26 protein-coding genes and 1 pseudogene are annotated in these 24,754 nt (G+C 71.1%); 14 read left to right on the top strand and 13 right to left on the bottom strand.

What is annotated here, in order from left to right:
* The first annotated feature begins 98 nt into the window (after window positions 1–98).
* Window positions 99–1,682, top strand: a complete 1,584-nt coding sequence (locus tag M2283_RS43395; RefSeq protein ID WP_280882105.1) for a hypothetical protein — start codon at window positions 99–101, stop codon at window positions 1,680–1,682.
* A gap of 49 nt (window positions 1,683–1,731) precedes the next feature.
* On the opposite strand, the gene M2283_RS43390 is transcribed toward M2283_RS43395, so the two are convergent.
* The gene (locus tag M2283_RS43390) at window positions 1,732–2,169 is read right to left on the bottom strand and encodes a DUF4442 domain-containing protein (protein WP_124001482.1); all 438 of its coding nucleotides are present in this window, start codon (window positions 2,167–2,169) and stop codon (window positions 1,732–1,734) included.
* 166 nt (window positions 2,170–2,335) lie between these two features.
* On the opposite strand from M2283_RS43390, the gene M2283_RS43385 reads away from it, so the two are divergent.
* The gene (locus M2283_RS43385; protein ID WP_280882104.1) at window positions 2,336–3,349 is read left to right on the top strand and encodes a hypothetical protein; all 1,014 of its coding nucleotides are present in this window, start codon (window positions 2,336–2,338) and stop codon (window positions 3,347–3,349) included.
* Here M2283_RS43385 and M2283_RS43380 read toward each other — a convergent pair.
* Window positions 3,309–3,947 carry a TetR/AcrR family transcriptional regulator gene (locus M2283_RS43380; RefSeq protein ID WP_280882103.1) on the bottom strand — a complete coding sequence of 213 codons (639 nt, stop codon included), beginning with the start codon at window positions 3,945–3,947 and terminating at the stop codon, window positions 3,309–3,311. The genes M2283_RS43385 and M2283_RS43380 overlap by 41 nt on opposite strands.
* A 114-nt stretch (window positions 3,948–4,061) precedes the next feature.
* Here M2283_RS43380 and M2283_RS43375 point away from each other — a divergent pair, with 114 nt between their 5' ends.
* A complete protein-coding gene (locus M2283_RS43375) occupies window positions 4,062–4,502 on the top strand; it encodes a nuclear transport factor 2 family protein (protein ID WP_280882102.1) in 441 nt (146 codons plus the stop codon).
* Window positions 4,503–4,540: 38 nt separating this feature from the next.
* Window positions 4,541–5,521 carry a threonine ammonia-lyase gene (locus tag M2283_RS43370; RefSeq protein ID WP_280882101.1) on the top strand — a complete coding sequence of 327 codons (981 nt, stop codon included), beginning with the start codon at window positions 4,541–4,543 and terminating at the stop codon, window positions 5,519–5,521.
* Window positions 5,522–5,536: 15 nt separating this feature from the next.
* On the opposite strand, the gene M2283_RS43365 is transcribed toward M2283_RS43370, so the two are convergent.
* The 3 genes and pseudogenes from M2283_RS43365 to M2283_RS43355 form a co-directional block, all read right to left on the bottom strand.
* A complete protein-coding gene (locus tag M2283_RS43365; RefSeq protein ID WP_280882100.1) occupies window positions 5,537–6,382 on the bottom strand; it encodes a spermidine synthase in 846 nt (281 codons plus the stop codon).
* Between the two features lie 115 nt (window positions 6,383–6,497).
* Window positions 6,498–7,667: an elongation factor Tu gene (gene tuf, locus M2283_RS43360; RefSeq protein WP_280882099.1), complete on the bottom strand. Its 1,170-nt coding sequence runs from the start codon at window positions 7,665–7,667 to the stop codon at window positions 6,498–6,500.
* A 257-nt stretch (window positions 7,668–7,924) separates the two neighbouring features.
* Window positions 7,925–8,661, bottom strand: a pseudogene (locus tag M2283_RS43355) (DNA alkylation repair protein).
* 38 nt (window positions 8,662–8,699) lie between these two features.
* On the opposite strand from M2283_RS43355, the gene M2283_RS43350 reads away from it, so the two are divergent.
* Complete coding sequence (locus M2283_RS43350; RefSeq protein WP_280882098.1) at window positions 8,700–9,488, top strand: TVP38/TMEM64 family protein; 789 nt, start codon at window positions 8,700–8,702, stop codon at window positions 9,486–9,488.
* Window positions 9,489–9,520: 32 nt separating this feature from the next.
* On the opposite strand, the gene M2283_RS43345 is transcribed toward M2283_RS43350, so the two are convergent.
* Window positions 9,521–10,690, bottom strand: coding sequence for a thiolase family protein (locus M2283_RS43345; protein ID WP_280882097.1), 1,170 nt, complete (start codon window positions 10,688–10,690; stop codon window positions 9,521–9,523).
* A 140-nt stretch (window positions 10,691–10,830) separates the two neighbouring features.
* Between M2283_RS43345 and M2283_RS43340 the strand changes: the two genes are divergently transcribed.
* Entirely contained in the window at window positions 10,831–11,301 is a 471-nt protein-coding gene (locus M2283_RS43340) for a winged helix-turn-helix transcriptional regulator (RefSeq protein ID WP_280882096.1), read from the top strand.
* 29 nt (window positions 11,302–11,330) lie between these two features.
* On the opposite strand, the gene M2283_RS43335 is transcribed toward M2283_RS43340, so the two are convergent.
* Together M2283_RS43335 and M2283_RS43330 are read right to left on the bottom strand one after the other, a co-directional pair.
* The gene (locus tag M2283_RS43335; RefSeq protein WP_280882095.1) at window positions 11,331–12,257 is read right to left on the bottom strand and encodes a PmoA family protein; all 927 of its coding nucleotides are present in this window, start codon (window positions 12,255–12,257) and stop codon (window positions 11,331–11,333) included.
* Entirely contained in the window at window positions 12,254–13,432 is a 1,179-nt protein-coding gene (locus M2283_RS43330; protein WP_280882094.1) for a Gfo/Idh/MocA family protein, read from the bottom strand. Before M2283_RS43330 ends, M2283_RS43335 begins: the two co-directional genes overlap by 4 nt.
* A 454-nt stretch (window positions 13,433–13,886) precedes the next feature.
* Between M2283_RS43330 and M2283_RS43325 the strand changes: the two genes are divergently transcribed.
* The 3 genes from M2283_RS43325 (at window position 13,887) to M2283_RS43315 (ending at window position 15,690) form a co-directional block, all read left to right on the top strand.
* Window positions 13,887–14,762, top strand: a complete 876-nt coding sequence (locus M2283_RS43325; protein WP_280882093.1) for an undecaprenyl-diphosphate phosphatase — start codon at window positions 13,887–13,889, stop codon at window positions 14,760–14,762.
* Window positions 14,763–14,902: 140 nt separating this feature from the next.
* Window positions 14,903–15,082: a hypothetical protein gene (locus M2283_RS43320; protein ID WP_280882092.1), complete on the top strand. Its 180-nt coding sequence runs from the start codon at window positions 14,903–14,905 to the stop codon at window positions 15,080–15,082.
* 38 nt (window positions 15,083–15,120) lie between these two features.
* Complete coding sequence (locus tag M2283_RS43315; RefSeq protein ID WP_280882091.1) at window positions 15,121–15,690, top strand: chloramphenicol phosphotransferase CPT family protein; 570 nt, start codon at window positions 15,121–15,123, stop codon at window positions 15,688–15,690.
* Between the two features lie 33 nt (window positions 15,691–15,723).
* On the opposite strand, the gene M2283_RS43310 is transcribed toward M2283_RS43315, so the two are convergent.
* A complete protein-coding gene (locus M2283_RS43310; protein WP_280882090.1) occupies window positions 15,724–16,464 on the bottom strand; it encodes an SDR family NAD(P)-dependent oxidoreductase in 741 nt (246 codons plus the stop codon).
* Window positions 16,465–16,703: 239 nt separating this feature from the next.
* On the opposite strand from M2283_RS43310, the gene M2283_RS43305 reads away from it, so the two are divergent.
* Entirely contained in the window at window positions 16,704–17,861 is a 1,158-nt protein-coding gene (locus M2283_RS43305) for an FAD-dependent monooxygenase (RefSeq protein WP_280882089.1), read from the top strand.
* On the opposite strand, the gene M2283_RS43300 is transcribed toward M2283_RS43305, so the two are convergent.
* Window positions 17,858–18,844, bottom strand: a complete 987-nt coding sequence (locus M2283_RS43300) for an LLM class flavin-dependent oxidoreductase (RefSeq protein WP_280882088.1) — start codon at window positions 18,842–18,844, stop codon at window positions 17,858–17,860. The genes M2283_RS43305 and M2283_RS43300 overlap by 4 nt on opposite strands.
* Before the next feature lie 100 nt (window positions 18,845–18,944).
* On the opposite strand from M2283_RS43300, the gene M2283_RS43295 reads away from it, so the two are divergent.
* Window positions 18,945–19,430, top strand: coding sequence for a nuclear transport factor 2 family protein (locus tag M2283_RS43295; RefSeq protein ID WP_280882087.1), 486 nt, complete (start codon window positions 18,945–18,947; stop codon window positions 19,428–19,430).
* Window positions 19,431–19,501: 71 nt separating this feature from the next.
* Complete coding sequence (gene lnt / locus M2283_RS43290) at window positions 19,502–21,067, top strand: apolipoprotein N-acyltransferase (protein WP_280882086.1); 1,566 nt, start codon at window positions 19,502–19,504, stop codon at window positions 21,065–21,067.
* Here the strand turns inward: lnt and M2283_RS43285 are convergent.
* Window positions 20,991–21,896 (bottom strand): Gfo/Idh/MocA family protein, encoded by a 906-nt coding sequence (locus M2283_RS43285; protein ID WP_280882085.1) that lies wholly within the window; start codon window positions 21,894–21,896, stop codon window positions 20,991–20,993. The genes lnt and M2283_RS43285 overlap by 77 nt on opposite strands.
* A gap of 173 nt (window positions 21,897–22,069) precedes the next feature.
* Here M2283_RS43285 and M2283_RS43280 point away from each other — a divergent pair, with 173 nt between their 5' ends.
* Both M2283_RS43280 and M2283_RS43275 read left to right on the top strand, forming a co-directional pair.
* Entirely contained in the window at window positions 22,070–22,582 is a 513-nt protein-coding gene (locus M2283_RS43280; RefSeq protein ID WP_280882084.1) for a DinB family protein, read from the top strand.
* A gap of 111 nt (window positions 22,583–22,693) precedes the next feature.
* Window positions 22,694–23,188 carry a hypothetical protein gene (locus tag M2283_RS43275; RefSeq protein WP_280882083.1) on the top strand — a complete coding sequence of 165 codons (495 nt, stop codon included), beginning with the start codon at window positions 22,694–22,696 and terminating at the stop codon, window positions 23,186–23,188.
* 35 nt (window positions 23,189–23,223) lie between these two features.
* Here the strand turns inward: M2283_RS43275 and M2283_RS43270 are convergent, their stop codons facing one another.
* Together M2283_RS43270 and ung are read right to left on the bottom strand one after the other, a co-directional pair.
* Window positions 23,224–23,847 carry a hypothetical protein gene (locus M2283_RS43270; protein WP_280882164.1) on the bottom strand — a complete coding sequence of 208 codons (624 nt, stop codon included), beginning with the start codon at window positions 23,845–23,847 and terminating at the stop codon, window positions 23,224–23,226.
* 129 nt (window positions 23,848–23,976) lie between these two features.
* Window positions 23,977–24,660, bottom strand: a complete 684-nt coding sequence (gene ung / locus M2283_RS43265) for a uracil-DNA glycosylase (protein ID WP_280882082.1) — start codon at window positions 24,658–24,660, stop codon at window positions 23,977–23,979.
* Window positions 24,661–24,754: the final 94 nt, after the last annotated feature.

The following is a 24,754-nucleotide window of genomic DNA, read 5'->3' as shown; positions in this document are numbered from 1 at the left end:
ATCCGGCCAACCCCGTCCCCGCACCCCTCGTCCCGCTCCCGGATAGGGTCGTCGACCAGGAGCTTCAGGAGGCCGGTCGACACATGGGGGCACAGGGCATGCCTACGCCTGAGCAGATCTGGGCGGACGCCGATCTCCCCACGTGTCGGCTCGCCGGGCTGGCGCTCAACCCGGCGACGCCGGAGACCGTCCTGCTGCGGCTGCTCGCCGACGCCCCGTTGGCGGCGCGGATGGTGCTGTGCCGGGACCGGATCCTGCCCGACGCCGTCGTCGACGCGGTGATCGAGCATCTCGACCGATACACCCGCAGCTTCTTCGCCCGTAACTCCCATGTCGATCCGGCCCAGCGGGCTCGGCTGGTGGACGATCCCCACTGGTTCGTCCGCGCCCACCTCGCCCAGGGACCAGGGTGGGCCGCCCCTGCCCGGCCCGGGCCCCTGCCCGACGAGACCGTCGTCCACATGATGAACACGTACGACGACGAACACCTGGGTGGCCTCTTCTACCAGCAGATCTCCGCCGGGTTGCGCCGATCCATGCCCACGCATCCCGTCGCGAAGGTCCGCTGGTGGGGAGTCGGTCGGTGGAAGTCACTGTCCGCCGACGTCCGGACCGCTCTGCTGACAGATCCTGACGACGAGGTGCGGGAGAGGGCGCAGCGGGCCGCTCGCTTCGAGGATCCGGCGTGGGTGGAGAGCGAACTCCCCGACCGGTCGTGCCACGCCCGTACCGGCATGCTGCTGCACGACGCCCTCAGCAGAGCCGTGGTGGACGGTGTCCTCACGAGTCCCGTCGGGATAGAGGACAGGGCGATGATCGCCGGCAACCCCACCCTCCCGCCCGACGTGGTGGTCCTGTTGGCCGCCGATCCGGATCCGGAGGTACGAGACGAGATCGCGCACCGCGCGGACCTCGGACCCGCCGAGCGCCACACCCTCGTCGCCGCTCCGGACCCGGACATACGCGCGAGGGTCGCCCGCCGCGCCGACCTGGGACCGGCCGAGCGACGCACGCTCGCGACGGACCCCGACCCGAAGGTCCGCCTGGCGGTGTCCGTCCACCCCGCACTGAGCGAGGAGGAAAGGGGCCGGATCGACTACGCGGTCCCCATGGACCACCCCTTCGTCTTCCACCCGGCGCCCGAGGTGCCCCGGGATCCCGGCACCGTCCGCCGGAACGCACTCTCCAACCACCCGATGCTGCGCCGGGAAGCGGCCTGGGACCACCTGCTGCCACCGGACCTCGTCGCACGCCTCGCCGCCGACGACGACCTCGGCGTACGCGTCCTGCTGGCCCAGAACCATCCGGACGCCCCCGCGCCCCTGCTGCTGCGCAGCTTCCTCGAATACACCGGCCCCGAGCGCGACCACCTCATCACCCGGCCGAACTTCCCGACCGGCGGACTGGCCGCCTTCGCCGACCACGAGGACCCTGAGGTACGGGCCTTGGCCACACGTGATCCCGGGACTCGGCCGGCAGTAGTCGAGCGGCTCACCCGGGACCCGGACTCCGCCGTGCGGGCCGCGGCGACGCGCCACCCGCGTCTTCCGCAGTCCCGGCTGGCGGAACTCCTCGACGACGAGGAGTTGGCCCACGCCGCCGCCACGAACCCGGCGCTGTCTTCGGACGCGATCCACTGGCTGGTGAAGACGGACGGCCGACGGTCACGGCCGCCGGCGTAGAAGGAGAAGAGACAGAGGGCACCGCTGGGCGGAAGGTCAGAACTCGCGCTCAGCCGTTGGGGCGCAGCGTCCAGAGCACCGTCATCTCGCCGGTGACCGCTCCGTCCTCGCGCTGGATGGCGACCGTCACGGGGAACTCCGGGCGCTTGCCCTCGTCGAGTTCGGCGATGACGTCGGCTATGGGGCGGCCGAGGGTGGCGGTGGCCCTGACCGGGCCGAGGGCGATCTTCTTGAACGCGATCTCGGCGTTGACCGGAAGCGGCACGGCGCGCGAGAGCTGGTCACCGAACGCGGCCAGCACGATCGCGCCGCTGGCCGACTCGCCCAGCGTGAACATGGCCCCGGCGTGCGGCCCGCCCACGTGGTTGCGGTACTCGCTCTGATCCGGCAGGGCCAGCACGGCCCTCTCCGGGGTGGTCTCCAGGTACTCCAGGTTCAGCGTGCGAACCATCGGCACCGTGGCGGCGAGCAACTCGCCGATGGACATCTGATCTGCGCTCATGAGCGGCATGTTACCCACGAGTAGCGACGGCTGGCCAGATATGTGCGGTGACTCCTGTCTCGATGCATCGCCCGAGCACCATCGTTTTGCTACGGCCCTGACAAGCCGCAGTGACCGAATCGTGTCCTGGACGGCACTATCGTGGCTCCCCATGTGGCCAGGACAGCAGCCGCCCGGGGGCGAGCAGAACCCGCAAGCGCAGAACAATCCGTACCAGCAGCCGGGGTACCAGCAGCCGAATCCGTATCAGCAGCCGGGCTTCCAGCAGCCCAACCCCTATGCGCAGCAGCCGCAGTGGGGCACCCCGGCTCCGGCGGGCCAGCCCCAGCCACCGAGCGGTGGCGGCGGCAACCGTACGAAACTCATCGCGATCGTGGCCGCCACGGCCGTCGTCGTGGCGGCGGGCGTCACCGGTTTCCTGGTGCTGGGCGGCGACAAGGACGACAAGGCCGACGACGCCAAGGCCAAGGAGACCAAGGCCTCCACGAGCCCGTCCGCCGAGCCGAGCGTGTCCGCTTCCGACGACAACCCGCGCGGCGGTGACACGGAGAAGGCGACGATCGCGGGCTGGAAGGTCGTCGTCAACCCGAAGTGGGGCACGGCCTTCGACGTGCCGGCGGACTGGGAGGTCCAGTCCCCCGGCCTGACGATCGGCTTCGAGGACAGCGGCAAGAACGCCGACAGCAAGCCGCTCATCGTGATGTCGGCGCCGGCCTACTTCAAGTCCAAGTGGTGCACCTCCGACGACGACAAGGACGGCCGCTCGGACGACACCCCGCTCGCCGCCGTCGGCACCAAGGGTTCGGACGGCGCCAAGGACACCAACGAGGTCGCCGTGAACCAGGTGCCCTGGTGGGTCTTCGGCGGCTACACGCAGCCCGACAAGAAGAGCATCACCTTCGACAAGAAGGCCAAGGCGTACACGACGAAGGCCGGCATCGAGGGCAGCTACGCCTGGGCCCGCTCGAAGAACAGCCCGCAGATCGGCAAGTCGAAGTGCAACAGCGACGGCAAGGCCATCACGTTCGGCTTCAAGAACTCCGCCGGTGACTTCGTGGCCTGGAGCCTGTACGGGGCGACGGGCGTCAAGGGCGAGGTGCCGGACGCGACCATCATGAAGATCCTCAGCACGGTACGCCTGGCGGGGACGCCGACCGGCGGGTGACCGTCTTCCTTTGCGGCGCGAGGCCGTCGAAGACGATGGTGAGCATCCGCGCCCGCACCTCCTCCTGAAGGTGGGCGTGCGCGGAGGCTCGTGAGGTGGCGACGAGCAGGGCGTACACCTCGGGCAGTTCGACGTCGTCCCGGACAGCGCCGGCGCGTTGGGCCTGCTGAAGCAGCGCTCCAACGGCACGACGCAGCCCGTCCGATGCCTGCGCGGCATCGCCGCTGTTGTCGCCACCGGCGTCGAGCAGTGCCTCGCCGATGGCGATCTTGCCGGCCGCGTCGGCGACGAGGTGACTGAAGAAGTCGAAGAACGCCGCACCCGGGTCCGTGGCGTGCATCTGCGTCTCGGCCTGCTCGCGCAGGCGGTCGAAGCGCTGCACGAGTACGGCCTCCAACAGCGCCGCCTTGGTGGGGAAGTGGCGGAAGACCGTGGCGATGCCGACATCGGCCAGGCGGGCGACCTCCTCGGTGGACGCGGACTGTCCGCCCTTGCCGAAGACCTCTTCGGCGACGCTCAGGATCCGCTCGCGGTTGGTCCGCGCGTCGGCGCGCAGCGACCGTCGGCCGCCCGTCTCTCTCTTGCCCGGGGTGCTCATCGCGCTTTCCCTCGTACGCCGTTATCCGAAGTCGGGACTCCGTATACTCGGAGTCCGTACTCCGGATAGTAGTTCGACGCCTCTGCACATCGGCGCAGACGACAGGAGAGTGCCATGCCCCAAGTCCTCAGCCCGCGCGAGGTGTTCCTCGCACTCGTGAACGGCGTCGCGGAGGGCCGCTGGAGCGAACTGCCCGACCTGTACGCGGAGCGGACCCATGTCGTCCACCCCTTCGACCCGCTTCGCGCAGCCGCCCTCCGTACCCGCGACGAACTGCGCGAACACTTCACCCCGACCGACGACGTCCCCCAACTGCACCGCCGGGCAACGAACATCACGATCCACGAGACGACCGACCCCGAGGTCATCGTCGCCGAGTTCGCGTACGAGGGGACGGTCGCGGAGACCGGCGAACCCTTCACGCTGCCGGGCATCTTCGTACTGCGTGTGCGCGAAGGCCGGATCATCGAGTCCCGCGACTACTTCGACCATCTCACCGGGGCCCGGGTCCGGGGACAACTCGACGCACTGGTCGCGGACTTGCGGGCAAAGTAGCGCGGCCTGCAACGCCGACGGCACTACGCTTCCGTCTCGTGCAGCAGACGCGCCTCAACACTGATCGAATCCGGGCGGCTCGCCGACTGATCAACCCGGTCTTCCGCGACACTCCGCTGTACCGCTGCGAGGCGCTGGAGCCCGATCTCGGGTGCGCGGTGAGCATCAAGCTCGAAACGGCGAACCCGGTCCGCAGCTTCAAGGCCCGCGGCACCGAGGTGGTCGCGAGCCTGCTCGCCGACCGCGGCTCGCAAGCCGTGGTGTGCGCCAGCTCGGGCAACCTCGGCCAAGCCCTCGCCTGGTCCGGCCGCGACCGGGGACTCGACGTGACCGTTGTGTCATCCCGCTTCGCGACCGCGAGCAAGCTGGATCGCATCCGCGCGTTGGACGCCAGGTTGGAACTGGTGGACGGCGACCACGAGTTGGCCCGCGACCGGGCGGTGGCCATCGCACGGTCCGACGGCATCCGGCTGGTCGAGGACAGCCTGGACATCGAGACCTGCGAGGGCGCGGCGACCATCGGCCTGGAACTGGTCGACACCGCCCCGTCGTTCGACACCGTCCTGATCGCCCTGGGCGGCGGGGCCCTGGCCACCGGCGTAGGTCATGTGCTGAAGGCTCTGGCACCCGAAGTGGAGTTGATCTGCGTCCAGCCGCTCGGCGCCCCGGCGATGACCCGCTCATGGCGCAGCGGACGAGTCGTCACCACCGACTCGACCGACACCATCGCCGACGGCGTCGACGGCCGACGCCCCATCCCGGCCGTCCTGGACGACCTCCTCCTGGTCGCCGACGACGCCATCCTCGTCCAGGAGTCATCGATCATCACCGGCATGCGGCTGCTCTTCGCCCAGGCAGGCCTCATCGCCGAACCATCAGCCGCCCTCGGCATCGCGGCCCTCCTCGAAAACCGCGACCGCTTCGCAGGCCGCCACGTGGTCACGGTCGTGTGCGGCGGCAATGTCGATGCAGACGCCTATCGCCGGTGGGTCGGCGCGGATCCCGTCCACGGGTCATGACAACTGGACCACTGCTCAGCCGATTCCGAACGCCCCCTCGGGCGGCTCCGGCGACGGCACGGCCTCCTCGTCCCGTACGGGCCGTGCTCCGCCCGTGAAGTCCCGTAGGGCGGGCCCGTGTTCGACCCGGGCCGGGAAGGCGTCGGCGGCTGTGAGGCGAGTGAGGGCGGTGGTGTTCACGGGGTGGTGCGCGGCGATCAGTACCGCGTTGCCGAAGCGGCGGCCGCGTAGTACGGCCGGTTCGGCGATCAGGACCAGCTCCTCGAACACCGTCGCGAAGGTGGCGAGTTGGGAGCGCAGGAAGGTGAACGGCGTGGCGTCGGCGAGGTTCGCCAGGTATACGCCGTCCTCGCGCAGTACTCGGTCGGCCTCGCGTGCGTAGGTGACCGAGGTGAGGTGTGCCGGGACCCGTGAGCCGCCGAAGACGTCGGCCACCAGGACGTCGGCGGAGTTCGTGGGGGCGGATTCGAGCCAGGCGCGGGCGTCCGCCGTGTGCAGGGCGATGTCGGCGCCGGCGGGAAGCGGCAGGTGTTCCATGACCAGGTCCAGCAGGCCCTGGTCCATCTCGACGACCTGCTGCCGGGAGCCGGGGCGGGTCGCGGCCACGTATCGCGGCAGCGTCAGCGCCCCGCCGCCGAGGTGCAGGACGTCCAGTGGGCGGCCTGGATCGGCGACGGTGTCCAGTACGTGCCCCAGCCGTCGTACGTACTCGAACTCCAAGTACGCCGGTTCGTCCAGATCGACGTACGACTGGGGCGCCCCGTCGACCGTCAGCAACCAGGCCCGCTTCCGGTCGACGTCGGGCATCAGCTTGGCGGTGCCGTGGTCGACATCACGGCTCACGGGTATGGGCTCGATCACGCCCCCATTGTCCCCGGTGCCGAGTGACGCCGGGTCCGTTGGTGCCGACAGGGGCGCGGGGGACTGCGCGACCGGCCACACACGGCCCGCAGTCCCCCACCTACCTCAACCCCCCTCACACAAGGGCCGTCACCGTCCCGGCCCCTACCGTCCGGCCACCCTCACGAATGGCGAACCCCAGCCCCGGCTCCAGCGGAACGTCCCGCCCCAGCTCGACGGTCATCGTGACCGTCTCCCCGGGCCGCACGACCCCCACCTCACCGAGGTCGACGTCGCCCACCACATCCGCGGTCCGGATGTAGAACTGCGGCCGGTACCCGGTGGACACCGGCGTCGTACGCCCGCCCTCGCGCGTCGACAGGACGTACACCTGGGCGGAGAAGCGGCGACTGGGCACGACGCTCCCCGGCGCGGTCACGACATGCCCGCGCCGCACCGCGTCGCGTGGCACCCCGCGCAGCAGCAGCGCCACGTTGTCGCCGGCCTGCGCCTCGTCCATGGGCTTGCCGAAGGTCTCCAGGCCGGTGACGACGCTCTCCAGCCCGGCGCCGAGCACTTCGACCCGGTCGCCCACGCGGACGACTCCGCGCTCGACCGCGCCGGTCACCACCGTCCCCCGGCCGGTGATGGTGAGCACGTTCTCCACCGGCAGCAGGAACGGCGCGTCCACGTACCGCTCGGGCATGGGCACATACGTGTCCACGGCGTCGAGCAGCGCCTCGATGGACGCCGTCCAGCGCGGGTCGCCCTCCAGGGCCTTCAGTCCGGAGACCCGTACGACGGGTACGGCGTCGCCGCCGTAGCCCTGCGCGGTGAGCAGCTCGCGGACCTCCAGCTCGACGAGGTCGGTCAGCTCCTCGTCGCCCGCGTCGGCCTTGTTGAGGGCGACGACGATGTGGTCGACGCCCACCTGCCGGGCGAGCAGGACGTGTTCGGCGGTCTGCGGCATGATCCCGTCGACCGCGGAGACGACGAGGATCGCCCCGTCCAGCTGCGCGGCGCCGGTGACCATGTTCTTGACGTAGTCGGCGTGGCCCGGCATGTCCACGTGCGCGTAGTGCCGGGTGTCGGTCTCGTACTCGACGTGGGAGATGTTGATGGTGATGCCGCGCGCGGCCTCCTCCGGGGCCCGGTCGATGCGGTCGAACGGCACGAAGGTGCCGGTGCCGCGCTCGGCGAGCACCTTGGTGATGGCGGCGGTCAGAGTGGTCTTGCCGTGGTCGACGTGGCCCATGGTGCCGATGTTGAGATGCGGTTTGGTCCGCACGTATGCCGTCTTGGGCATGGCTGTACCTCGAAGCCTCTTCAGTGGTGAAAAGCGGGGACCCCCAAGGACTCGCCGACCCTCCCCCTGCGGGGTCCGCCGGACGATCCGGAGAGGGTCAGCTTCGAGCGCCGTCGACTGTGGCGACGATGACGGGAACGGCAGCCTTCGGGGCATCCGCGACCGCGGATGCTGCGAGAGGGAAGGCGTACCGGAACATGGCTCCGATTATGCTCGACGCTTTGCCCGAGTGCGAACGGTTTTCTCCGAGGGCGAATTCAGGCCCCGCCGATGTTCTTCAGCGCCTCCCGCACCGACAGCGGCGCGAACCGCCCCCGCTCCCGCGCCAGGAACTCCCGTACCGCCTCCGGGTCGGTCTTGGCGTACTCGCGCAGGCACCAGCCGATGGCCTTACGGATGAAGAAGTCGGGGTGTCCGGACTGGCGCAGGCAGTACGCGAAGAGCCGTTCGGTGTCGGTGCGTTCCTTGTAGCGCAGTTGGTGGAGGAGAGCGGTGCGGGCGATCCACAGGTCGTCGTCGACGATCCAGGCGTCCATGTCCGCGGCCAGTTTCCGGTCGGCCGCGACGAGGCCCCGACGACGTGGGCGGCGAGCGCGTCCACGGTGTCCCACCAGGGAACGGTCGACACCAGGTGCCGGGCCACCGGCAGGAAGCCGGATGTGCACACGCGCGCGTGGCGGCGCAGATAGTCGACGGCGAAGTACTGGTACTCGCGCTCGGGCAGTTGCCAGCAGCGCAGGGCGATCGCGGTGCAGTCGGCCTCGACGGGGCCCGGCAGTCCGTCCTCGACGGTGCGGGACAGGGCGCGGCGCACGGGGGTGGTCAGGCCGAGGAAGGGGGCCACGTCCTTCATGTACGCCCGCATCGGAGCGGCCCGCTCCGGATCTGCCGCGGCGGCGTAGCCGGCCGTCAGCCGTTCCAGCACGGTGTCGGCGAGTGTGCTGAACGGCACGTCCGATGTGCTCACGTCTGTGACGTTCATGAGACGAACCATACGGCGATCACACACATGGGTCCGTTAGTGTCGCGGGCATGCTCGATGCCACCACCCGCTCTGGTGACACCGCCACGGTCTCTCCCCGGGCCACCGCCACGGAGCTTCTCCTCCCCGTGTGCGTAGTCACCGCCACCGCCCCCGCGCCGACGAGCCCGCTCGCGCGCTGCGGCAGAGTGCTGCGCTCGCCCTGGTCCCGTTTCTCGCTGCTGGTCACGCTGCTCGCGGCGGCCGGTGCGAGCGTGCTGCTCTTCGAGCCGCAGAAGCTCCTCGCGGACGGCTGGCCACCCCACGTGGGCGGGCTCACCGCGGCCCTCGTGTTCACGGCGGCCTACGCGCTGGTCACCGTGGCGTTCGTACCGCGTCCGCTGCTGAACCTGGCCGCCGGCGCGGTGTTCGGCTCGGCGGTGGGTCTGGGCACGGCGCTGGTGGGCACCGTGCTGGGCGCCGGGCTCGCCTTCGGCCTGGGTCGGATCCTGGGGCAGGACGCCCTTCGGCCCCTGCTGCGCGGGCGGCTACTGAAGGCGGCGGACGGCCAGTTGAGCCGGCACGGCATGCGCTCGATGCTGGCGGCGCGGCTGTTCCCGGGGCTGCCGTTCTGGGGTGTGAACTACGCCGCCGCCGTCTCCCGGATGGGGTGGACGTCCTTCCTCGTGGCGACCGCGCTGGGCTCGATCCCGAACACGGCCGCCTACGTCGTCGCCGGCGCCCGCGCCTCCGCCCCGACCTCGCCGATCTTCCTGATCGCGCTGGCGTCCATCGCGCTGCCGACGGTGGCCGGTGCGGTGATGGCCTGGCGCAAGCGCCACCACCTGCGCAAGCCCTGACGCCCGTACGATCCCCAGGCCTCGTCGATGCCTCAAACCCCTTCGAGAATCATCGCGTTGGCCAGCCCGCCCGCCTCGCACATCGTCTGCAGGGCGTAGCGGGCGCCGCGTTCGCGCATCGCGTGCACCAGAGTGGTCGTCAGCCGGGTGCCGCTGGCCCCGAGCGGGTGGCCGATGGCGATCGCGCCGCCGTGCACGTTGACCTTGGCGAGGTCGGCGCCGGTCTCCTGCTGCCAGGCCAGGACGACGCTGGAGAACGCCTCGTTGACCTCGAACAGGTCGATGTCTGCGAGGTTCAGGCCGGCCCGGCGCAGCACCTTCTCGGTTGCCGGTATGACGCCGGTGAGCATGAGCAGCGGGTCGGAGCCGGTGACGGCGAAGCTGTGCAGCCGGGCCAGTGGACGCAGGCCGAGGCGGGCCGCGGTCTCGCTGGAGGTGATGAGCACGGCGGAGGCGCCGTCGTTGATCGGGCTGGCGTTGCCCGCGGTGACGTTCCACTCGATCTGCGGGAAGCGCTCGGCGAAGGCGGGGTCGTAGTACGCGGGCTTGAGACCGGCGAGGATCTCGGGCGTGCTGCCGGGCCGCACGCACTCGTCGCGCGCCACCCCGTCCAGCGGCGCGACCTCGGCATCGAACAGACCGGCCTGCCAGGCGGCTGCCGCCTTCCGGTGCGAGGAGACCGCGAAGGCGTCCATCTGGTCCCTGGTGATCGACCACTTGGCGGAGATGAGCTCGGCGCTGACGCCCTGCGGGACCAGGCCCTCCGGGTAGCGCTCGGCGACTCCGGGGCCGAAGGGGTCCTTGCCTGGCGGCACGTTCGACCACATCGGCACCCGGCTCATCGACTCGACGCCACAGGCGACGACGAGGTCGTACGCCCCCGAGATGACGCCCTGGGCGGCGAAGTGCACGGCCTGCTGGGAGGAGCCGCACTGGCGGTCCACGGTGGTCGCGGGGACCGTGTCCGGGAAGCCCGCCGACAGGACGGCGTAGCGGGTGGTGTTCATGGCCTGCTCGCCGACCTGGTCGACGGTGCCGCCGATGACGTCGTCGATCAGCGCGGGGTCGACGCCGGAGCGTTCGACGAGGGTGCGCAGGGTGTGGGCGAGGAGTTCCACCGGGTGGACGTGGGCGAGGGAGCCGTTCGGCTTGCCCTTGCCCACGGGGGTGCGTACGGCTTCGACGATGACTGCGTCGCGCATGGTGCGGGCCTCCTTGACCGCCGGCCGCGTCGGGCACGCCGGGGCATGTCGCCGACTACGGCGCCTACCAGTGAGTAGGAAATCCAAACTCACCATAGCTCCGTGAGTTGGAAAATCAAACCCTCCCCTACACTGGGGATATGCCCGCCGCCAAAACCCCTCGCCCCTGTTCCATCGCCGACACCCTGGCGCTCGTCGGCGAGAAGTACTCCCTGCTCGTCCTGCGCGAGGTCTGCCTGGGCAACGGCCGCTTCGACCAGCTCGTGCGCAACATCGGCGCCCCGCGCGACATCCTGACCACCCGGCTGCGCCGGCTCGTCGACGCCGGGATCCTGACGAAGCGCGCCTACAGCGAGCGTCCGCAGCGCTTCGAGTACCGGCCCACACAGGCGGGCCTGGAGCTGGAGCCGGTGCTCATGACCCTCATGGAGTGGGGTGACCGGCATCTCCGTACGGAGGACGAACGCCCCATGGTGATGGAGCACGTCTGCGGCAACGAACTGGTCCCGGTCGTCACCTGCCGCGCCTGCGGCGACGAGGTGCGCCACGAAGACCTCACCGCCCACCCCCAGGTTCCGGGATGGACGGTGAAGGGTCCTACGGCGGCGTAGCGCCGCGTCCGCCGGCTACCGACGGCGACTCACCACGGGTGCGCCGCGAGGTACTTGGCGATCTCCTCGCGCTCCCACGCCCCGTCGGCCACGACGACCCGGTAGCGGCGGGTGAGGGTGTCGCCGGGGGCGAGCTCCAGTTCGTCGTAGAAGGACCACGAGGGAGCGATGCCGGCGAAGGGCTCGTTGCGGACGAACCAGTGGGCGGGGTGGGCGCCTTCGGCCCCCGCGTGGTCGTTCTCCGGGGCGTGCGCGAAGACGAGCGTGGCGTGGCCGTCGGTGCCGTCGTGCTCGCCGGAGAGGGCGAGCCAGGGCCCCTGGGTACCCATCAGCTCCGGTCCCTCGCCGTCGGGCCCGATGATCCGGCCGTCCCGGAAGGCGCGCGGGCCGCGCCAGAACAGGCCCGTGTAGCCCGCCGATTCACGCCCCGCGGTGGTCGGACTGCCGAAACGGAGCGGCTCGTCACGCCGGTTGGTGACCGCGCTTGTCCAGGTCAGCGCCCAGGAGCCGGACTCCGGGTGCACGTCGTGGACCTCGATCCGGCGCTCCTCCTCGGCCCACAGGTCACCGTCGTACGGGTGCCAGGTCAGCCGTTCGGCGATCACGGCCCGGTCCTCGTGCGCGGCCACCTCGTCGAAGCCGACGTGCGCCATCGAGCCGACGCGCTCGGGGAGTTCGAGGTAGCCCTCGCCGTGGACGTAGGAGTTGCCGCCCCACAGGTTGGCGCCGGACAAGTGCGAGGCCGTGAGCTGGAGGCCCTTGTGCCAGCGGTGGTCGTTGGGCCGGTAGTCGGTGACGATGTCACCGGCCAGGGTCCGGATCGGGTGGAGGTACGGCTTCGGCGCCTCCCAGGCGGCCTCGGCGGCGTACACGTAACTCAACAGCTCGACGCCGGTGGCCGGTTCGGTGAGGGTGATCCGGTCACCGTGGGCGTGCACGAGACGCAGTCCGGTCATGCGGACACCGCCTTCGCGGCGGCGGGGGCCCAGCCGGGCGCGTTGCCGTGCATCGCCGTGTAGAACGGGTCACCGGGGCCGATCTCGCCCGCCTCGACCGTCGCGTCCGTGAACGCCGCCTTGTACAGCGCGGCGATCAGTTCCAGGCTGGTGCGCCCGTCCGCCCCGCTGCTGCGCGGCCGCTCGCCCGCCCGCATGCTCGCGACCAGTTCACGCAGTTGCGCCAAGTGCGAACTGGGCACGTCCGGGCCGAAGTCCCGCCACGCGGCGAGCTCGTCGGCCGGCACACCTGGGGCCGGGGTGATGCGCCAGTTCGCGTTGGAGTGGCCGTAGAGATGGGTCAGTTCCACGGTGGCGCGTTCGCAGTCGATACGGATGCGGCTGACCTCGTCGGGGCTCAGGACGCTGTTGACGACCGTCGCCAGCGCGCCGTTCTCGAAGCGGACCAGCGCGGTCGAGACGTCCTCGGTCTCCACGTCGTGGACGAGCCGGCCGGCCATCGCGCGCACCTCGCGCCACGGGCCCAGGAGGTCGAGCAGCAGGTCCATCTGATGGATGCCGTGGCCCATCGCCGGGCCACCGCCCTCCGTCTGCCAACGGCCGCGCCAGGGCACGGCGTAGTAGGCGCTGTCGCGGTACCAGGTGGTCTGGCAGTGCGCGACGAGGGGCCGGCCCAGAGCGCCGCTCGTCAGCAGCCCACGGACATGGCTGGACGCCGAACCGAACCGGTGCTGGAAGACGATCGAGGCGTACGGGCCGCCGTCCGTGCCCTCCTCGGCCTCCACGGCGGCGTAGTCGGCGAGCGTCGGCACCGGCGGCTTCTCGCACCACACCCAGGCCCCGGCGCGCAGCGCGGCGATCGTCTGCGCGCGGTGCAGGGTCGGCGGGGTGCAGATGGTGACCAGGTCGGGGCGCTGCTCCCGGAGCATCAGGTCCAGATCGGTGTACGCGTTCGGGACACCGCCCGCCCGGCAGAACTCCTCGACCGCGATGGCATCGATGTCAACGGCGGCCACGACCTCGGTCTCCCCCTCCTCGGCGAGCTGCGCGAGGGCGGGCAGATGGGAACCGCGGCCGATGGCGCCGGTACCGATGACGGCGGCCCGGACGCGCCGGCCGGCGAGGGAAGCGGGGCGTGGCCGGTACGTCCCGGGGTCGGTCGCAGGTGTGGACATGGACGAGATCAGCACTCCTCGGGTGACGACGAGCCGACGAGAGGGCAGGACAAACGGCACGGCCGGTACGACGACGACCGCGCAGCAAGCGCTTTCCCCTCCACCGAAACGTAAGCTCCGCCCCCGCCGCAGGTCAACACGTGGGTCCTCCGACGGTTCGACGACCGGGACGAGTGGGCGGTCGACGACAGGGAGGTCGGACAGCTCGACGACCAGGGCGGGGAACCTCTCGCCGCCCGGACACGCGTCCGCTCGCCGCCCAAAACGCCCGGCCACTCACCGATCAGGGCAAGTGACCGCCGACACCCGGGCCCTCGCCCACTCGTGAAGACCCTGTGCCGGGCCTGTCGTCGCGGGACGCTAGGCTGCCTTGGACTCACCGTGATCACCGCGCCCCGGCGGCGCCGTGATGTCCGTCGCCCCGTCACGATCAGCGCTTGGACTCCGTAACTTCATGTCTTGGTTTGAATCCCTCATCCTCGGACTCGTCCAGGGGCTGACCGAGTTCCTTCCCGTCTCCTCCAGCGCGCATCTGCGGCTGACCGCGGCCTTCTCCGGCTGGAAGGACCCGGGGGCGGCCTTCACGGCGATCACACAGATCGGCACGGAGGCGGCGGTGCTGATCTACTTCCGCAAGGACATCGGGCGGATCATCTCGGCGTGGGCGCGCTCGCTGTTCAACAAGGAGATGCGCGGGAACCACGACGCTCAGATGGGCTGGCTGGTGATCGTCGGCTCGATTCCGATCGGTGTGCTCGGGCTGCTCTTCAAGGACCAGATCGAGGGACCGTTCCGCGATCTGCGGATCACCGCGACGATGTTGATCGTCATCGGCGTGGTCATCGGCATCGCCGACCGGATCGCGGCGCGCGACGAGTCGGGCGGCAAGCACCGCGCACCCCAGCAGCGCAAGACGCTGGATAACCTGGGCGTGCGGGACGGCCTGATCTACGGCGTGTGCCAGGCGATGGCGCTGGTCCCCGGCGTCTCCCGCTCCGGCGCGACCATCAGCGGCGGCCTGTTCATGGGCTACAAGCGTGAGGCCGCGGCCCGTTACTCCTTCCTCCTCGCCATCCCCGCCGTGCTGGCCTCCGGCCTGTTCGAGACCAAGGACGCGCTGGAGAAGGGCCATGTCGACTGGGGCCCGACGATCTTCGCGACGGTGATCGCCTTCTTCTGCGGATACGCGGTGATCGCATGGTTCATGAAGTTCATCTCGACCAGGAGCTTCATGCCGTTCGTCTGGTACCGCATCGCGCTCGGCATCGTCATCATCGCGCTGGTGTCGACGGGCGCGCTGAGCCCGCACGCTGCGGAGTCCGCGGGCTGAACCGCCGGGCGGGGCAAGGCATTTGAGCTGACCCTGGAGTCAGTACGAGCGAGCCCGCCCCGTCACCCGTGACCAATCACATACGAGTTGAGTAGCCGCCTGGTAGCGCACTGTCAGTGCTTGCCCCTAGGCTTGTCGGCATGTCCCCCGATTCCCCAACCCATGGTTCCGTGCGGTCCGCTGCCGAGGTGAACGAGCGGATCCGCGCCCTGTGGCTCCGCGCCGGCGGCTCGCTCTCGGCCCAGGAGCGCGCGGAGTACGAGCTGTTGGTGGTCGAGTGGGCGGCCGCGATCCGGGGCGCCGTCATCGAGGCGGCCTGAGCGGCGGCTGAGCGGCAGGGGTCTGCCATGATCCTTCCGTGGAGCATCTGAGCAGCGTCCCGCCCCGGCAGGGGCTCGTCATCTTCCTCAACGGCACGTCCAGTTCGGGCAAGTCGAGCATCGCGGCGGAGTTGCTGCCACTGCTCGACGAGCCGTACTTCTACATGCCGGTCGACGCCTTCCACGCCATGCGCTCCCGCAACCCGATCCCGCCCGACGAACTCGGCACCGTCCTGCACCGGACCTGGCGGGGCTTCCACCGGGCCGTCGCCGGGATGGCCGCCGCCGGGAACAACGTCGTCGTGGACCACATCTTCAGCGCCGAATGGCGGCTGCGGGACTGTCTGTCCGTCCTCGCGCCGCAGGACGTCGTGCTCGTCGGGGTGCGCTGCCCGGCCGAGGAGTTGGAGCGCCGGGAACGCGAGCGCGGCGACCGCCCGGTCGGGCTCGCGGCCGCTCAGTTGGAACAGGTGCACGCGCACGGGATCTACGACGTCGAGTGCGACACCGCCGAACTGACGGCCCGTGAATGCGCCGTCCTGATCAAGGAGTTCCTGCCGGACAGGCCCCGGCCGACGGCGTTCGAGCGGCTCCGCGACGGGCGGTAGGGGTCGGTGCCGGTCCGCTCGACGGCAGTTCGCTCAACGCCCGCCCGCCACCCGCAGCACCGCCCCCGTCACATACGACGCCTCCGACGACATCAACCACGCGACCGCAGCCGCGATCTCCTCGGCCCGCCCCGGTCGCCGCAGCGGGATCGTGGGCGCCATCCGCCAGGCCCGCTCCGAGTCGCCCATCGTGGCGTGCATGTCGGTGTCGACGGCGCCGGGCGCCACCGCGTTGACGCGGACCCCGTCCGGACCGAGTTCCTTGGAGAGCCCCAGCGTCAGCGCGTCGACCGCCGCCTTGGTCGCCGCGTAGTGGACGAACTCGCCGGGACTGCCCAAGGTGGCCGCACCTGAGGACACGTTGACGATGACGCCACTCCCCCGCGCCGCCATCAGCTGTGCCGCCCGGCGCGAACACAGCAGCGTGCCGGTGACGTTGACGTCGACGACCCGGCGCAGGTCCTCGGTCCGTGTGTCGGCGAGGCGCCCCAGCGGACCGGTCACGCCCGCGTTGTTCACCAGCCCGGTCACGGGCCCCAGTTCGCGCTCCGTCACGTCGAAGAGGTGCTCGACCTCGGCCTCGACGGACGTGTCCACCCGCACCGTGAGGCTCCGGCCGCCGGCCTTGCGCACGCCCTCGGCAACCTGCTCGGCCGCGTCGGCATCCCGGACGTAGCCGACGACCACGTCGTGGCCGTCCGCCGCGAGCCGCAGGCAGGTCGCGGCGCCGATTCCCCGGCTGCCGCCGGTGACGATCGTGACGGGGCGGGTCATGGTGGCCTCCAGACATCGGGTAGATGATCGATCATCGATCACCTTAACCCTTGGGTGGCCTTCTTGTGCGACCCCCGTCACACCCTGGAATCGGCCAGAGCCCACCCTCGTCACACACCTGAATCCGCCCGAGCCCACCCGTGAGCCCGCCGTCGCGCGCGACGGCGGCCGAAATGCCTGGCACCGCAACGGAGTTCCGTTCGATAGCCTGCCCGGGCCGACGGGCGAGGGGGCACGCCATGAGAGCGATCGTCGTGGGCGCGGGCATCGGTGGGCTGGCCGCGACGCTGAGCCTGCGTCGGGCCGGCCATGAGGTCACGCTCGTCGAGCAGACGGCACGGTTCACCGAGATCGGCGCCGGGATCCAGCTCGCGCCCAACGCCACGCGCGTACTGCGCCGGCTCGACCTGCTCGACGCGGTCGCCGCGCGCTCCGTCCACCCCTCCCACGTGAGCTTCCGCACCTGGTCCGACGGATCCGAGATCTGCCGCTACGACCTGGGCCGCGCGGCCCAGGACGAGTTCGGGGCGCCGTATCTGCAGGTTCACCGGGCCGATCTGCACCAGGTCCTGGCCGCCGAGGTGCCGCCCGAGTCCGTGCGCCTGAACACCGCTGTCGTGGGCGTCGACCAGGACGACAGCTCCGCCAGGGTCACGACGGCCAGCGGCGAGCGCCTGGACGCGGACCTGGTGGTGGCCGCGGACGGGGTGCGGTCGGCGGCCCGGCAGTGGTTCTTCGGCGCCGACGAGGCCGTCTTCTCGGAGACCGCCGCCTATCGGGCGCTGCTTCCGGCCGACGCGGTGGCCGATCTGGACCTGCCGGAGTACGCCGGCTGGCTCGGGCCCGGCCGGCACGTCGTCCACTACCGGGTGCGGCGCGGCGAACTCCTCAACCTCGTGGGCGTGTTCGGCACCAAGGAGGCGCGGGAGTCGTGGACCGCCCAGGCCGAACCGGGTGAGCAGCTGCGTGAGTTCGAGGGGTGGGACCCCCGTATCCTCACCGCCCTCGAACGTGCGGGTCGGGTGTTCCGCTACGGCATCTACACCCGCGCTCCCCTCCCCCGCTGGAACCTCGGGCGGGTGACCCTCCTGGGCGACAGTGCCCACGCGATGGTGCCGTTCCAGGCCCAGGGCGCCGCCCAGGCGATCATGGACGCGGCCGTGCTCGGCGACGAACTCACGGACGCGACACCGGCCGAAGTGCCGGAGGCCCTCGACCGATACGTGAATCGGTGGCTGTCGACCGCCACGCGCGTGCAGGCCAACTCGGCGCGGGCGGGCGGCGATTACCACCTGCCTGACGGGCCCGAGGCACAGGCACGGAACGAACGTATGGCGGCCTATGCGACCGAGAACAGGTTCGGTCCCCACTCGACCGCGTGGGGTGCCGAAAGCTAAGAAGCCGCCTCCAACGTGCCGTACCCGGCGACCAGTTCGTACGACCTCAGGCGGTCGGCCAACACGTAGACCGGCGTCACCAGCATGAGTTCGTCCGCTCCGGTCAGGGCCGCCAGGTCGCTCAGCTGCTTGGCGACGGTCTCGGGGGTGCCGTAGGCCTGTGCGGCGCGGAAGCCCGTCAGGGCCTGGGCCTCCGCCTCGGTGAAGACGTGGGCGGCCGCCTCTTCGGGCGTGGGGAAGGGGATGTCGCTCTGGCCCTTGAGGAGTCCGGCCTTGACCACGTCCATCGGGCCCGACAGCCGGGCCGCCTGCTCCTGCGTGTCGGCGCACACCGTCTCCACGCAGAGGAGTACGCGGGGGCGTTCGCACCAGCGGGACGGGGTGAAGTGCTCGCGGTAATGGGCAAGCGCGGCAAGGGTGTTGTCGGGGCGGATGTGGTGGGCGAAGGCGATCGGCAGGCCGAGCTCCGCGGCGAGCGTGGCACCCGCCGTACTGGAGGACAGCAACCACGGCTCGGGGAGCGGACCGGGCGGCACCTCGTCCACCAGGAAGCGCAGGATCTCGGACACGTCCTCGCGGTACTCGGCGTCCGTCGTCGGTCCGGCGCCGCGCCGCAGCGCCCGCATCGTCGGCTCGTCGAAGGTGCCGGGACCGCGGCCGATGCCCAGGTCGATCCGCCCCTCGTGCAGCGCGGCCAGCGTGCCGAACTGCTCCGCCAGCATGATCGGGGCGTGGTTCGGCGCCAGAACTCCCCCGGATCCGAGGCGGATCGACGCCGTGGACGCGGCCGCGTGCGCGGTCAGGACGACCGGCGGGAACGCGCCGATCGCCGGGGAGTGGTGGTGCTCGGCGTACCAGAGCCGCGTGTAGCCGAGTTGTTCGACGCCCCGTGCGAAGGCCGCGGTGTCTCGTACCGTGTCGACGGCTCGGGCACCCGTCTGGACCATGGCCACTTCGAGCGCGCCGATCGGGATGCTGATCATCGCGTCAGTATAGAAAGCGCGTCCGAGCGCCGATCGGGCGCCGACCGAATATCGTCGCGCGCCCCTTGGCCCGGCAGGCATCACGCCCAACACTGATCGCATGACGCAGCGCGTGGAGTTGGCGACCGTGATGGACAGGCTGGCCGTCGACGAGGTGGTCACCGAGTACGCGGTGGCCGTGGACGACGGTGACTGGGAGGCGTATCGAGGACTGTTCAGCCCCGAGGGTCGTGCGGACTACCGCTCGGCCGGCGGGATCGAGGGGGACGCGCGGCAGGTCGCCGCGTGGCTGGAGGAGAGCATGCGGCTGTTCTCGATGAGGCAGCATCTGATCGTCAACCGCCGGGTCGCGTTCGGGACCCTGGACCAGGACACCGGCGACACCGCGCGCGTGCGGGCCGATTACGTCAATCCGATGCGCTTCGCGGCGGACGGGGCGGAGTCGGCCGCGCCGGACTTCGTGTGCGGCGGGCGCTACTCCTTCGGGCTGCTGCGGACGTACGACGGCTGGCGGCTGTCCGAGGTGGTCGTGCAGGAGAAGTGGCGCCGCCTGCCCGAGCCGGCGAAGGCGGGTGTGAGCGACTGAACCCTGGGCACTCTGGCCCGGATGATCGAAAACACGCACACTGGAGCCACCCACGGGGCAGGGAGGCGCGTATGAGGACCGTCGGTCAGTGGCTCGCCTCCCCGTGGCGGCGCTCGGCGATCGCCGTGCTGGCCGGCGCCCTGCCCCTGTTCGCGTTCCCGGCGCCGTCGCTGTGGTGGTTCGCCTACGTGGCCCTGGTCCCCTGGCTGCTGCTGGTCCGCGCCGCGCCGACCGGGAAGCGGGCGGCGTACGACGGCTGGTGGGGCGGGTTCGGGTTCCTGGTGGCCGTGCACCACTGGCTGCTGCCCAGCCTGCACGTCTTCATCTTCCTCATCGCCGCGCTGCTGGGTGCCCTGTGGGCCCCGTGGGGCTGGCTGGTGCACCGCTTCCTGGGCGGGGTGCCCGGTCCTGGACGGGTGCTGGCCGCGCTCGCCGTGCTGCCGTCGGGCTGGCTGATGGTCGAGCTGGTCCGCTCCTGGCAGGGGCTCGGCGGCCCCTGGGGCATGCTCGGCTCCAGCCAGTGGCAGGTGGCACCGGCGCTGCGGCTCGCCTCCGTGGGTGGGGTGTGGCTGCTCAGCTTCCTGGTGGTGGCCGTCAATGTCGCCGTCGCCGTGCTCATTTCGGTGCGCGAGTCCCGCGTGCCCGCCGTCGCCGGCCTGGTCGCGACGGCCGCCGCCACCTCGGCGGCCTGGGTGTGGTCACCGCGCCCCGACGTCGACGGGCAGACGCGGATCGCCGTCGTCCAGCCGGGCGTCATCGTCGGCGTCGACCAGCGCTTCGACCGCGAGGAACAGCTCACCCGCACCCTCGCCGCGCAGCATCCGGACCTGATCGTGTGGGGCGAGAGCAGCGTCGGCTACGACCTGGCGGGACGGCCCGATCTGGCCAAGCGGATCGCGGCCCTCTCCCGCGAGACGGGCGCCGACATCATGGTCAACGTGGACGCGCGGCGCTCCGACAAGCCCGGCATCTACAAGAGTTCGGTGCTGGTCGGCCCGGACGGACTCACCGGCGACCGCTACGACAAGATGCGGCTCGTGCCGTTCGGCGAGTACATCCCGGCGCGCTCCCTGCTCGGCTGGGCCACCTCCGTCGGCAAGGCGGCCGGCGAGGACCGCAGGCGGGGCACCGAGCAGGTGGTGATGAACGTCGGACACGGCCTGCGGGTCGGCCCGATGGTCTGCTTCGAGTCGGCGTTCCCCGACATGAGCCGCCATCTCGCGCAGGACGGCGCCGACGTCCTGATCGCCCAGTCGTCCACGTCGTCCTTCCAGCACAGCTGGGCCCCCGAGCAGCACGCCTCGCTCGCCGCCCTGCGCGCCGCCGAGACCGGCCGCCCGATGGTCCACGCGACCCTGACCGGCGTCTCCGCCGTCTACGGCGCGAGCGGACAGCGCCTGGGCCCATGGCTCGGCACGGAGGACAGCACGGCCCGGGTGTACGACATTCCGCTGGCGACCGGCACGACGCCGTACGTCCGCTTCGGCGACTGGCCGGTGCACGGCGCGATCATCGTGCTCGCCCTGTGGTGTGCGCTGGAGGGCGCGCGGGCCGTGCGGCTCAGGCGGCCGACCCCTGAACCGCACGTACCACCCGCTCGCACAGTTCGTGAGTCGCCAGCGCATCCCGGGCGCTGAGCACCTTGCCCGCGCGCACCGCGTCGAGGAAGGAAAGAACCACCTGCTCGATGCCGCGCTGGCGGGCCACCGGCACCCAGTCGCCGCGCCGCCGTACCGTCGGCTGGCCCTTGTGGTCGATTATCTCGGCGAGGTTGACCACCTGACGCTTGGTGTCCTGCCCGGACACCTCCAGGATCTCCTCGGCCGAACCGCTCAGCCGGTTCATCACCCCGAGCGCGGTGAACCCGTCCCCGGCCAGCTGGAGCACGACGTGCTGCAGCAGCCCGTCCTCGACGCGCGCCCGCACGGTGACGTCGTCGATCGGGCCCGGCACCAGGAAGCGCAGGGTGTCCACGACGTGGATGAAGTCGTCGAGGATCATCGCGCGCGGCTCCTCCGGCAGCCCGATGCGGTTCTTCTGCATCAGGATCAGCTCGCGCGGATGGTCGGCGCACTGGGCGTACCCGGGCGCGAAGCGCCGGTTGAAGCCGACCGCGAGGGACACGTCGTGCCGCTCGGCGAGCGCCACCAGCCGTTCGGAGTCGGCGAGTTCGTAGGCGAGCGGTTTGTCGACGTACGTCGGCACGCCCGCCTCCAGGAGCCGGGTCACGATGTCCGGGTGCACGGCGGTGGGCGCGTGCACGAAGGCGGCGTCGAGGTCCTGGGCGAGGAGCGCGTCGAGGGTGGTGTGCCGCTGCTCGGCCGGGAGGTGAAGGCTGTCGGCGACGCGAGCGAGCGTGGCGGGCGTCCGGGTCTGCAGGTGCAGCTCGACGTCGGCGAGTGCGCCCAGCACGGGCAGGTAGGCCTTCTGCGCGATGTCACCGAGTCCGATGCAGCCGACCTTCACTTGGGCTCCCCTGTCGCTTGCCTGCGCCTGCCTTTACCTGCCCGGAAGCATACGGCGGCCGCGCCGGACGCCGGCGGGCGAGCGGGGCGGACGGTCGGGTCGGCGCCGTGCGACACCGTGCGACACCGGAAACCCGTTGGTCTGCGGGGTCGCGCCGGGCGAGGATGGCGGCCATGACTACCGAGCGCCGTGAACCGCCGACCACCGCCGACGAACGCACCATGCTGGAGGGCTGGCTGGACTACCACCGGCAGACCCTGGCCTGGAAGTGCGAGGGCCTGACCGACGCCCAGCTCAGGACCGCCTCCGTACCGCCCTCCGGACTGACCCTGATGGGGCTGGTTCGGCACATGGCGGAGGTGGAACGGAGCTGGTTCCGCCGGGTGCTCGCGAACGAGGACGCGGGGGCGATCTACTACACCGACGAGGACCCGGACGGCGACTTCCACCTCACCGAGTCGGACACCTGGGCCGAGGCCCGCGCCACCTGGGAGGCCGAGATCGAGGCGGCCAAGCACAACGCGGCCCGTTTCGCCCTGGACGACCTCACCGAGGGCAAGCACCGGCGCACCGGCGAGCGGTTCAACCTGCGCTGGCTCTACACGCACATGATCGAGGAGTACGCGCGCCACAACGGCCACGCCGACCTGCTCCGCGAGACCGTCGACGGCGCCACCGGCGACTGACGTCACCCCGGCCGCGCACGCCCCTCCGTACGGGGGCGGAGATCACTCGTGCGGGCCAACCTGTGCTCGTCCGCTGTTCCCCGGGCCGTCGAAGACGCCATTGTTGCGCGGGTGCATCGAACGACGACCACCGCAACGCTCTTGGTCACCGTGGCTGTCTCGGCCCTCTCCGGCTGTGTGACCGTCCAGCGCCCGCCCGTGTCCGGCCCGCCCGCGGCGCCGACCCGGCCGTCCGCTCCGCGTCCCGACGGCCGGGCGGAGCCGCAGGTCGTGCAGGCGCCGGCCCGCGAGGCGCTGGAGATGATCGGCCCGTCCCGCCGCCCGGACCCGACCGAGCCCGCGCCCCACCCCGCGAACCGCTCGGCACCGACGGCCGCCCAACAACCGCCGGTCCCCCGCTCCCACCCGCACCCCCACCCACGTCAGGCGCACCCGAAGCCGCACCACCCGCATCGCTCGAAGCCGCAACCGGGCGTCGAGATGCCCGACGTGACCAAGCAGGTCCCGAAGAACACGGCGGACGTGTGCGCGCTGGGCCGGAAGTACGGCGGCTGGAAGGCGGACAGCCCGGAGTCGCTGATCTGCAAGCAGTCGTACGGGCGGTGAAGGCAGGGGGGTGGCGGCCATGAGGTGGACGCCCGTCAGGGCCGCTGTCGCGGCGGTCCCCAGCCGCCGTCCCCGGTGTTCGGCGGCGCCCAGTTCCCGTCTCCGCCGGACCCCTCCTCCTCCAGCCGCAGCTCCAGTCGGCTGATGGCCGCCCGTACGCCGTCCCCGTACGGGTCGTCCGCCAGCGAGCCGGCGGCGCCCCGGGCCCGGCGCAGATGGGTGCGGGCGGCCCCGCCGCGGCCGAGCTTCACGTAGTCCGCCGCGAGGTTCAGATGCAGCGAGGGGTACAGCGCCCGCACCGCGAGGGCGCCCTCGCGCGCACCGAGCCTCGGGCCGTCGACGACTCCCTCGCGTCCGCCGCTCCCCTCGTCCGCGTGCGCCCCTTCGTGTTCCGCGAGCCGCTCGTCCGTGAGTTCCTCGGCGGCCGTCAACGCCCTTAGGTCCCACGCCAGTTCGTCCGCGGGGTCGTCCTGGGTGTCGGCCATGTAGTGGGCCAGCGTGCAGCGGTGCAGGGCGTCGCCGTGCTCGCCGATCTCCGCCCACAGCTGGAGGAAGCGGTCCCGGGCCTCCTCGCGGTCGCCCGCGTGATGCAGCATGACGACCTGTCCGATCCGCGTCATCACGGCATCGGGCGCCGTCTGCTCCTGTCCCTTGGCCACCACGTACTCCGCCCACTCGTCGGCCGGTCGCTTGTCCGCACCGATGTCTTCACCGACGCTAGCCGCAGGCACTGACATTCCCGGTCAGGCGGCACCGGGCCGGCTCCGTGGGAACCGGCCCGGCGGTGGTCAGCCCAGGTTCGGGACGGTCCAGTCGATCGGGTCGTGGCCCTGCTTGGCCACCGCCTCGTCGATCTGCGTGAAGGGGCGGGAGCCGAAGAACTTCTTCGCGGACAGCGGGGAGGGGTGCGCGCCCTTGACCACCACGTGCCGGGTCTCGTCGATCAGCGGGAGCTTCTTCTGTGCGTAGTTGCCCCACAGGACGAAGACCGCCGGGTCGGGCCGGTCGGCGACCGCGCGGATCACCGCGTCGGTGAACTTCTCCCAGCCCTTCCCCTTGTGCGAGTTGGCCTCGCCGGCGCGGACCGTGAGCACCGCGTTGAGCAGCAGGACGCCCTGCTGGGCCCACGGCATCAGGTAGCCGTTGTCCGGGATCGGTGTGCCCAGCTCCTGGTGCATCTCCTTGTAGATGTTCCGCAGGGACGGGGGAACCTTCACGCCGGGGCGGACCGAGAAGCACAGCCCGTGGCCCTGGCCCTCGCCGTGGTACGGGTCCTGACCGAGGATCAGGACCTTGACCTGGTCGTACGGCGTGGCGTCGAGCGCGGCGAAGACCTCCTCGCGCGGCGGATAGACGGGACCCTGCGCGCGCTCCTCCTCGACGAACTCCGTGAGCTCCTTGAAGTAGGGCTGCTGCAGCTCGTCGCCCAGGACCCCGCGCCAGGACTCGGGCAGCATGGCGGTGTCGGTCACGTCAACTTCCTTACGGTGTGCGGTGAACGGTGCGCAGTGATCGACCGGCGGTCACTGCCAGGTCTCAGAACCTACAGGCGGGCACTGACAATCG

The organism is Streptomyces pseudovenezuelae (assembly GCF_029892565.1).
Lineage (GTDB): Bacteria > Actinomycetota > Actinomycetes > Streptomycetales > Streptomycetaceae > Streptomyces > Streptomyces pseudovenezuelae_A.
The sequence above is the reverse complement of the archived record's forward strand: the minus strand, read 5'-3'. Positions and strand labels throughout refer to the sequence as shown.